The sequence below is a fragment of the Oryzihumus sp. genome (genome assembly GCF_054325275.1).
Genome location: NZ_JBTCWL010000042.1, coordinates 25,307 through 34,510 on the forward strand (window position 1 = coordinate 25,307; position 9,204 = coordinate 34,510).

Consider the following 9,204-nt stretch of genomic DNA (forward strand, 5'->3'; position numbering starts at 1 on the left):
CGGTGGTCGACCTCTCCACCCCGCTGGCCAAGGTGGTCGCTCCCGGCTCGGCCGGGCCGCTGGCCAAGAACCGCGACGTGCACACCGTCGGGGACTTCCTGGAGTTCCTGCCCCGGCGCTACGTCCAGCCGGGGGAGCTGACCGACCTCGGCGAGCTCGCCGAAGGTGACGAGGTCGTCGTCGTCGCGCGGGTCCGCCAGGTGACCACGAGGCCGCTGCCCAGCCGGCCCCGCCAGCGGATGCTGACCGCGGTCATCACCGACGGGCGCACCGACGTCGAGGTGACCTTCTTCAACGCCCGCGGCCACGAGCACCGGCTGGTCCAGGGGGTGCACGGCCTGTTCGCCGGCACGGTCAAGGCCTTCCGCGGCAGCTGGCAGCTGACCCACCCCGACTACCAGCTCTTCGCCGAGGAGGAGTCCCAGGAGGCGGTCAGCCGCTACACCGGGCGGCTGGTGCCGATCTACCTGCCGGCGGGCCGGTCGATGCCGCCGTGGAAGGTCCGCACCGTCGGCGAGGTGGTCCTCGACTCGCTGGAGTCACTGCCCGACCACCTCCCCGCAGAGGTCCGTGAACGTCGAGGCCTGCCCGGGCTGCGGGAGATGTACGAGCACCTGCACCGACCCGAGAACCTGCAGCAGGTCGAGCACGCCCGGCACCGGCTGCGCTACGACGAGGCGTTCACGGTCCAGGCCGTCCTGGCCCAGCGCCGGCTGGCCAACGAGGACCTGCGCACGACGCCGCGCCTGGCCCGGCCGGGCGGGCTGCTCGAGGCGTTCGACGCCAGGCTCCCGTTCGAGCTCACCGACGGGCAGCGGGCCGTGTCAGAGACCATCGCCGCCGACCTGGCCCAGAGCCACCCGATGCACCGGCTGCTGCAGGGCGAGGTCGGCTCCGGCAAGACCGTCGTGGCGCTGCGGGCGATGCTCTCGGTCATCGACTCCGGCGGCCAGGCGGCGCTGCTCGCCCCCACCGAGGTGCTCGCCGCCCAGCACCACCGCTCGATGACGGCGATGCTCGGCGACCTGGCCGAGGGTGGCCTGCTCGGCGGCAACGAGCTCGGCACCCGGGTCACCCTGCTCACCGGCAGCCAGTCGACCGCCGCCCGGCGCAAGGCGCTGCTGGAGGCCGCCAGCGGCGAGGCCGGCATCGTCGTCGGCACCCATGCCCTCATCCAGGAGCACGTCAGCTTCTTCGACCTTGGCCTGGTCGTGGTCGACGAGCAGCACCGCTTCGGGGTGGAGCAGCGCGACGCCCTGCGCAGCAAGGGCACCCAGCCGCCCCACGTGCTGGTCATGACCGCCACCCCGATCCCGCGCACTGTGGCCATGACCGTGTTTGGCGACATGGAGACCTCCACCCTGACCGAGCTGCCCCGCGGGCGCTCGCCCATCGCCTCGCACGTGGTCCCGGGCACCAACCCCCGCTGGGTCCAGCGGACCTGGCAGCGGGTGGCCGAGGAGGCCCGCAAGGGGCACCAGGCCTATGTCGTGTGCCCCCGCATCGGCGATGCCGCAGAGGCGGGGGCGGCGGCCGTCGACGACGACGGGGAGGCGCTGGACCTGTCCGACCTCGGGGAGGGCGCCGCCGCCCGCGAGCTGCACAGCGTCCACACCGTCGCCGCCGAGCTCGAGGACGAGCCGGCACTCGACGGCCTCGCGGTCGGCGTGCTGCACGGCCGCCTCGCCCCCGAGGACAAGGACGCGGTGATGCGCGACTTCGCCGCCGGCAAGATCGATGTGCTGGTCTCGACCACGGTCATCGAGGTCGGCGTCGACGTGCCCAACGCGACCGTCATGGTGGTCATGGACGCCGAGCGGTTCGGGGTCTCCCAGCTGCACCAGCTGCGCGGTCGCGTGGGTCGTGGCAGTGCTCCCGGCCTGTGCCTGCTCATGACCGAGTCGGAGTCCGAGGCGGCGCTGGAGCGGCTGAGCGCCGTCGCCGAGACCACCGACGGCTTCAGCCTGGCCCGCCTCGACCTGACCCAGCGGCGCGAGGGCGACGTCCTCGGCGCCCGGCAGAGCGGCAGCCGCGGTGGCCTGCGCCACCTGAGCCTGCTGCGCGACGAGGACCTGATCCTGCAGGCCCGGGAGGACGCCCTGGCCCTGGTGACCGACGACCCGCAGCTCGAGCGGCACCCGCTCCTGGGCCTGCGCATCGCCGCCGCGCTGGACGAGGAGCAGGCCGCCTACCTGGAACGAGGATGACCCCCGAGTGACACGCATCATCAGCGGCCGCGCCGGGGGCCGGCGCATCCAGACCCCGCCGGGCAGCGGCACCCGCCCCACCAGCGACCGCGTCCGCGAGGCCCTCTTCTCCCGGCTGGAGCACCTCGACGTGCTCCGGGGGGCCCACGTCCTCGACCTGTATGCCGGGTCCGGCGCTCTCGGGCTCGAGGCCGCGAGCCGTGGGGCGGCGAGCGTGCTGCTGGTGGAGTCCGCGCGCGCCGCCGGGGCCGTGGCCAGGCGCAACACCGCCGACCTCGGCCTGCCCGGGGTCACGGTGCGGGTCGACACCGTCGAGCGGGCGCTCCTCGGCGGCCCGCCCGCCTGGGCGGGGCGCTACGACCTGGTGCTCGCCGACCCGCCCTACGACGTCACGGAGGACGCGCTCGCCGACGTGCTGCAGCTGCTGGTCGCGCACCAGTGGCTCGGTCCCGACGCGCTCGTCGTCGTCGAGCGCTCCTCCCGCTCGCCCGAGCCGCGCTGGCCCGCCGGGCTGGACGCGGCGGGGGAGCGCCGCTACGGCGAGACGAAGATGTGGTTCGCCGACTTCGCCGGCGAGCCCGAGGTCGCCTGAGCCGGCTGCAGCGTGCCACGCGCGTGCCGGCGGCGGGCGCTGGGTAATGCTGGCCCCATGACGAACCTCTACCTTCCCCGCCCCACGGCCGGCGACGTCGTCGAGCTCATCCTCGAGGACCACCGGCTGTTCGAGGACCTGCTGCGCCAGCTGCGCGACGCCACCGCCGACCGCGAGGCCGCCCGCCAGGCCCTCGCCGACGTGCTCATCGCCCACGGCGAGGCCGAGGAGCAGGAGGTCTACCCCAAGCTGGTGCGCAAGGACGCGATCGGCACCCACGAGGCCGAGCACGGCGAGCACGAGCACGCCGAGGGCAACGCGAAGCTGCTGGCGCTCCTGGAGTGCAAGGCCACCGACACCCAGAAGTTCGACGACGCGGTCGAGGAGCTGCAGAAGGCGCTGATGCACCACATCGGCGAGGAGGAGCAGACCATCCTCAACCCGGCCCGCACCGAGGTCTCCGAGGCGGTCCGGGCGGAGCTGGGCGCCTCGTTCGCCGCCGCCCGCAACGCCCTGCTCGACGGGGAGCCCGGGTCGGTCGCCAACGTCCGCCGGATCGTGCAGGAGGCTGCGGCCGAGGGCAAGCTCGAGGACGACGAGGACGAGTGAGCACCGCCGGCCCGCGGCCGGCAAGCACACGGCATACCTGCGGGTGGACCCGGAGTGCCGCTTGGCGCTCCGGGTCCGCTGCTAGGTTCGAACCGTGAGCACTGTGCGCCGCTGCGTCTGCCCCGGGTCCTATGACCCCGTGACGGTCGGTCACGTCGACGTCATCTCCCGTGCGGCCGCCCTGTACGACGAGGTCGTCGTGGCGGTCCTGCACAACCCCGCCAAGAGTGGCACTCTGCCCGTCGAGCAACGGCTGCAGCTGCTCAAGGCCGCGCTCGCCGACGTGCCGAACCTGCGCATCGAGGCCTGGGCCAACACGCTGCTGGTCGACGTGTGCCGCGACGTCGGCGCCGAGGCCATCGTCAAGGGGCTGCGCAGCGGCACCGACTTCGCCTACGAGCTCCCGATGGCCCTGATGAACCGCCACCTGACCGGCGTCGAGACCGTGTTCCTGCCCGGGGACCCGCGTTTCGAGCACGTGTCGAGCTCGCTGGTCAAGGAGGTCGCCGCCCTCGGGGGCGACATCACCGGCCTGGTGGACGACGAGACCCGGGCCGCGCTGCTCGCGCGCCTGCGCCCGGCTGAAGGGAGCTGACGTGGACGTCCAGGACCTGCTGGAGCACATCACCGCCACCGTACGCGAGGCCAAGGCCATGCCGATGTCCGCTTCGTGCCTCGTCAACCGGGCCGAGCTGCTCGAGGACCTCGACCGGCTCCGGGCGGCGCTGCCGGCAGACCTCGACCACGCCGACGCGCTGCTCAGCGACCGGGCCGCCATCGTCGCCTCCGGCGAGGCGCAGGCGCACGACCTGCTGCGCGCCGCCCACGCCGAGCGGGAGCAGCTGCTGGAGCAGACCGAGGTGCTCGTCGCCGCCCGGGAGCGGGCCGCGAGGGTCGTCGAGGACGCCCGGGCCGAGGCCGGCCGTCTGCTCAGCGACGCCGACGACTACGTCGACCGCAAACTCGGCGAGTTCGAGGTGGTGCTGGGCCAGCTCGCGGCGCAGGTCGGCAACGGCCGGGAGCGCCTCGCGGCGCGCCGGGAGGCCGACCTGGCCCGGCTCGGCGTCGCCGAGGACGACGACGCGCCCCTGGCCCACGACCCGGCCACCGAGGACCTCGGCCCCGCACTGGACGCGGCGCGGCACGCGCACTAGCCCCGCATTTGGGTGCGCGGTCCTCCCTCCGGTAACCTCATGCGTCGGTCCTCGTCCGTGTGCGGAGGAGGGCTGAGCCTGTGACGCAGACGCGCCACCGGACCAACTGCACGCAACGGAGCCATGGACCGACTCGACCCGCGCCAGCCCCTGGTGTTCGACACCAAGGAGGTCGGCCGCCGACCGGGTTCCATGGCGAAGCTGTCCCGCACCGTCGAGGCCCCGGCAGACCTGGGCAGCGACGTCATCGCGGTGCAGCCCGGCCAGCCGGTCGAGCTGGAGCTGCGCATGGAGTCGGTCATGGAGGGTGTCCTCGTCACTGGTTCGGCCCGAGCCACGGCGACCGGCGCCTGCGTGCGGTGCCTGGATCCGGTCAGCGAAGAGCTGGACGTGACCTTCCAGGAGCTGTTCGCCTACGCCGATCGGGCGCAGCACCACCACGAGGTGGCTTCTGCGGACGACGATGACGACGAGTTCGTGCTCGTGGGCGACCTGCTCGACCTCGAGCCCGTGCTCCGGGACGCAGTGGTGCCTGCCCTGCCGTTCCAGCCGGTGTGCCGGGAGGACTGCCCGGGACTGTGCTCCGAGTGCGGGGCGCATCTCGCGGACGACCCGGACCACCACCACGAGACGCTCGACCCCCGGTGGGCGGCTCTGCAGAACTTGACCAACAGCGGTACCGAAGAGAGAAGGAACTGACGTGGCTGTCCCGAAGCGGAAGACGTCGCGCTCCAACACCCGTTCGCGTCGCGCGAACTGGAAGACGACGGCGACCACGCTGACCGCGTGCCCGCAGTGCTCTGCCCCCAAGCAGCCGCACATCGCGTGCCCCTCCTGCGGTACCTACGCCGGTCGCCACTACGGCGTCGCGGAGCGCACCGAGCACCAGGGCTGACCAGCCCCTCTCGCGCGTGACTTCGTCCCAGCCCCCGAAGGGGGACGGCGCGACGCAGCGGCCCGTCGACGACCTCGCTGACCATCTCCTCGGAGTGGTCGGCGCGGAGATCGACGAGCCGCTGCTTCTGCGTGCCCTGACCCACCGGTCCTTTGCGTACGAGAACGGCGGCCTGCCCCACAACGAGCGCCTGGAGTTCCTCGGGGACTCCGTGCTCGGGCTCGTCGTCACCGACACGCTCTACGCCGACCACCCTGACCTGCCCGAGGGCCAGCTGGCCAAGCTGCGGGCCGCGGTGGTCAACATGCGTGCCCTGGCTGACGTCGCCCGGACCATCGGGCTGGGCGACTACCTCATGCTCGGGCGCGGTGAGGAGAGCACCGGCGGCCGCGACAAGGCGTCGATCCTCGCCGACACGATGGAGGCGGTCATCGGCACCGTCTACCTCTCCGCCGGGCTCGAGGCGGCCAGCACGTTCGTGCACCACCTGCTCGACCCGCTGATGAAGTCCTCGGCAAGCCTCGGTGCCGGCCTGGACTGGAAGACCAGCCTGCAGGAGCTCACCGCCTCCACGGGCCTCGGCGTGCCCGAGTACCGCGTCACCGAGGAGGGCCCCGACCACGAGAAGGTCTTCACCGCACGCGCCGTCATCGGCGAGGAGACCCTCGGCGAGGGCGTCGGGCGCAGCAAGAAGGAGGCCGAGCAGAAGGCCGCCGAGCGCGCGTGGACCGAGCTGAGTGCCCGCGCCGAGGCAGGTCGGCCCACGCGCCCCGCCGCCCCCGTGGATGCCTGAGCTCCCCGAGGTCGAGGTCGTCCGCCGCGGCCTGGCCGACCACGTCGTCGGCCGCCGCATCGACTCGGCGGCGTTCCTCGGCGCCCGGGTCGCCCGCCGGCACCTGCCCGGACCGGTCGACCTCGCCGCCCGGCTCACCGACAACACGGTCGAAGCGGCGGAGCGGCGCGGCAAGTACCTCTGGCTCGTCCTGATCGCCCCCGACGGCCACCGCCAGGGCCTCATCGTCCACCTCGGCATGAGCGGCCAGCTGCTCGTGGAGCCCGCCGACGCCCCGCGCGAGAAGCACCTGCACGCCACCTTCGACTTCCACGACGCGGGCCCCCAGCTGCGCTTCGTGGACCAGCGCACCTTCGGCGGTATGGCGCTCGCGGACCTCGTGCCCGACCTCGCCTCCGTGCCACGCCCCTGGGGCGTGCCCTCCACCATCACGCACATCGCCCCCGACCCGCTCGAGCCGGCCTGGGACCAGGGTGCCGTCGTCGCGCGGATGAAGGCACGGCATACCGGCGTGAAGCGGGCCCTGCTGGACCAGGGTCTGGTCTCCGGGGTGGGCAACATCTATGCCGACGAGGCGCTGTGGCGCGCGCAGGTCCACGGTGAGCGGGAGGCCGCCTCCCTGACCCGCCCCGCGCTGGGCCGGCTGCTCGACCACGCCCGCGACGTCATGACCGAGGCGCTCGGCCAGGGCGGCACGAGCTTCGATGCGTTGTACGTCAACGTCAACGGCGCCTCCGGCTACTTCGACCGCAGCCTGGCCGCCTACGGGCAGGAGGGCCGGCCGTGCCCGCGCTGCGGCACCCCCATCCGGCGGGAGGCGTTCATGAACCGCTCGTCCTACTCCTGCCCGCGCTGCCAGCCCCGCCCGCGACCCCGTCGCTGACACGCGACCACGGCTGGTGCGGTCGTCGCGACGCCGTGGTTATCGTGCGGGGGTGACCACCTCGACGCCGCTGTCCGCGCTCCCGTTGCCTCCCACCGACGAGGGCTGGGAGGAGTGGCTGGCGCAGCGCTGCGACGGCCAGCTCGAGCTGGCCCGGACCGCGATCGAGCAGCTCAAGGCCGATCCCGGCGCCGACGCCGCGACGGTCCTGGCGCGGTGGAACGACGCCAGCATCGCCCTCGGCAACGCCTTCGCCGCGGCCAGCCTGATGAGCCAGGTCCACCCGCGCGAGGCGGTGCGCACCCGCGCCGAGGCCGCAGAGCAGGCCGCCCACAAGCTCTCCACCGACCTGAGCCTGGACCGCGCGCTCTTCGACATCCTCGCCGCGGTCGACGCCGACGCCCTCGATGAGGGCGGGCAGCGGGTGCTGCGCCTGACGCTGCGCGACTTCCGCCGCTCCGGCGTCGACCGGGACGAGGCGACCCGGGAGCGGCTGCGTGCCCTGGCCGAGCGGGAGACGCTCGTCGGCCAGGAGTTCTCCAAGAACATCCGCGACGACGTGCGCCGCGTCCACCTGGAGCCCGGGCAGCTCGCCGGGATGCCGCAGGACTGGGTGGACGCCCACCCCGTGGGCGGGGACGGCCGGGTCGAGGTCAGCACCGACTACCCCGACGTCGTCCCGTTCATGTCCTTCGCCCACGACCACGTCGCCCGCGCCGCGCTGCGCACGGAGTTCCTCAACCGGGCCTGGCCGGCCAACGACGGGGTGCTCAAGGAGTTGCTGGCGCTGCGGGCCGAGCATGCGTCGCTGCTGGGCTACGACGGCTGGCCGGACTACGACGCCGAGGTCAAGATGATTGGCCGCGGGGCGGCGATCGAGGAGTTCATCGACGAGATCGCTGCGCTCGCAGGGGAGTCCGGGCGCCGCGACGTCGCGGTGCTGCTCGCCCGGCTGCAGCAGGACCGGCCGGGGGACACCACGGTCGCGGGCTCCGACGCGGCGTACTACGCCGAGGTGATCCGGCGGGAGAACTTCGACGTCGACGCCCAGACCGTGCGCACCTACTTCGACTTCGCCGCGGTCCGCCAGGGCCTGCTCGATGTCACCGGCCGGCTGTTCGGGCTGGACTACCGCCGGGTCGAGGACGCCCCGGCCTGGCACGAGGACGTCGCCGTCTACGACGTGCTGCTCGACGGGGAGGCGATCGGCCGGATCCACCTCGACCTGCACCCGCGGGAGGGCAAGTACAAGCACGCGGCGCAGTTCGACCTGCAGCCCGGCATCGCCGGCCGCCAGCTCGCCGAGGGCGTCCTGGTCTGCAACTTCCCGCGCGGCCTCATGGAGCACTCCGACGTGGTGACGCTGTTCCACGAGTTCGGGCACCTCGTGCACCACGTGCTGGCCGGCCGGCACACGTGGGCGCGCTTCTCCGGCGTGGCGACCGAGTGGGACTTTGTCGAGGCGCCCTCGCAGATGCTGGAGGAGTGGGCCTGGGACGCCACCGTGCTGCGCACCTTCGCCCGCAACGCCGCCGGGGAGCCCATCCCGGCCGAGCTCGTCGCCCGGATGAAGGCCGCCGACGACTTCGGCAAGGGCTACCTGGCGCGCACGCAGATGTTCTACGCCGCGGTCTCCTACCGGCTGCACCGCGAGCGGGTCGAGGACACCACCGCGCTGGTGCGGTCCCTGCAGGAGCACTACGACCTGTTCCCCTACACCGAGGGCACCCACTTCCAGGCTGCGTTCGGCCACCTCGAGGGCTACTCCTCGGCGTACTACACGTACATGTGGAGCCTGGTCATCGCAAAGGACCTGTTCTCCGCGTTCGACTCCAACAACCTGTTCGCGTCGGGCGTGGCCCGCCGCTACCGCGACGAGATACTCGCGCGCGGCGGAAGCGCCGACGCGGCTGACCTCGTCGCGAACTTCCTGGGTCGGCCGTACTCGTTCGAGTCGTTCAGCCGCTGGCTGGCGACGGAGCCGGTGCCGATCAACCGTCAGTGAAGCGACAACCGCCGGCGTCAGTGGCCGTGCGCCAGCGGGATCACCGGGCACTCGAACTGCTTGACC

General features: G+C 73.0%; 10 protein-coding genes. All 10 read left to right on the forward strand.

Going from position 1 to position 9,204, the window contains the following annotated elements; genetic code table 11:
* The first annotated feature begins 2 nt into the window (after window positions 1-2).
* The 10 genes from ACXVGS_RS12110 (at window position 3) to ACXVGS_RS12155 (ending at window position 9,138) form a co-directional block, all read left to right on the forward strand.
* Complete coding sequence (locus ACXVGS_RS12110; protein WP_458536989.1) at window positions 3-2,207, forward strand: ATP-dependent DNA helicase RecG; 2,205 nt, start codon at window positions 3-5, stop codon at window positions 2,205-2,207.
* Window positions 2,208-2,214: 7 nt separating this feature from the next.
* Window positions 2,215-2,799: a 16S rRNA (guanine(966)-N(2))-methyltransferase RsmD gene (gene rsmD / locus ACXVGS_RS12115; RefSeq protein WP_458527674.1), complete on the forward strand. Its 585-nt coding sequence runs from the start codon at window positions 2,215-2,217 to the stop codon at window positions 2,797-2,799.
* A 57-nt stretch (window positions 2,800-2,856) separates the two neighbouring features.
* On the forward strand, window positions 2,857-3,408 hold the full coding sequence (locus ACXVGS_RS12120) for a hemerythrin domain-containing protein (RefSeq protein ID WP_458527673.1): 552 nt from the start codon (window positions 2,857-2,859) through the stop codon (window positions 3,406-3,408).
* A 94-nt stretch (window positions 3,409-3,502) separates the two neighbouring features.
* A complete protein-coding gene (coaD, locus tag ACXVGS_RS12125; protein WP_458536990.1) occupies window positions 3,503-4,003 on the forward strand; it encodes a pantetheine-phosphate adenylyltransferase in 501 nt (166 codons plus the stop codon).
* A 1-nt stretch (window position 4,004) separates the two neighbouring features.
* Window positions 4,005-4,562, forward strand: coding sequence for a hypothetical protein (locus tag ACXVGS_RS12130; RefSeq protein ID WP_458527671.1), 558 nt, complete (start codon window positions 4,005-4,007; stop codon window positions 4,560-4,562).
* Between the two features lie 123 nt (window positions 4,563-4,685).
* Window positions 4,686-5,261 carry a YceD family protein gene (locus tag ACXVGS_RS12135; protein WP_458527670.1) on the forward strand — a complete coding sequence of 192 codons (576 nt, stop codon included), beginning with the start codon at window positions 4,686-4,688 and terminating at the stop codon, window positions 5,259-5,261.
* A 1-nt stretch (window position 5,262) separates the two neighbouring features.
* Window positions 5,263-5,457 (forward strand): 50S ribosomal protein L32, encoded by a 195-nt coding sequence (rpmF, locus tag ACXVGS_RS12140; protein WP_141789000.1) that lies wholly within the window; start codon window positions 5,263-5,265, stop codon window positions 5,455-5,457.
* A 16-nt stretch (window positions 5,458-5,473) separates the two neighbouring features.
* Window positions 5,474-6,250 carry a ribonuclease III gene (gene rnc, locus ACXVGS_RS12145; RefSeq protein ID WP_458527669.1) on the forward strand — a complete coding sequence of 259 codons (777 nt, stop codon included), beginning with the start codon at window positions 5,474-5,476 and terminating at the stop codon, window positions 6,248-6,250.
* Window positions 6,243-7,133 (forward strand): bifunctional DNA-formamidopyrimidine glycosylase/DNA-(apurinic or apyrimidinic site) lyase, encoded by an 891-nt coding sequence (mutM, locus tag ACXVGS_RS12150; RefSeq protein WP_458531158.1) that lies wholly within the window; start codon window positions 6,243-6,245, stop codon window positions 7,131-7,133. Before rnc ends, mutM begins: the two co-directional genes overlap by 8 nt.
* A 52-nt stretch (window positions 7,134-7,185) precedes the next feature.
* Window positions 7,186-9,138 carry a M3 family metallopeptidase gene (locus ACXVGS_RS12155; protein WP_458536991.1) on the forward strand — a complete coding sequence of 651 codons (1,953 nt, stop codon included), beginning with the start codon at window positions 7,186-7,188 and terminating at the stop codon, window positions 9,136-9,138.
* Window positions 9,139-9,204: the final 66 nt, after the last annotated feature.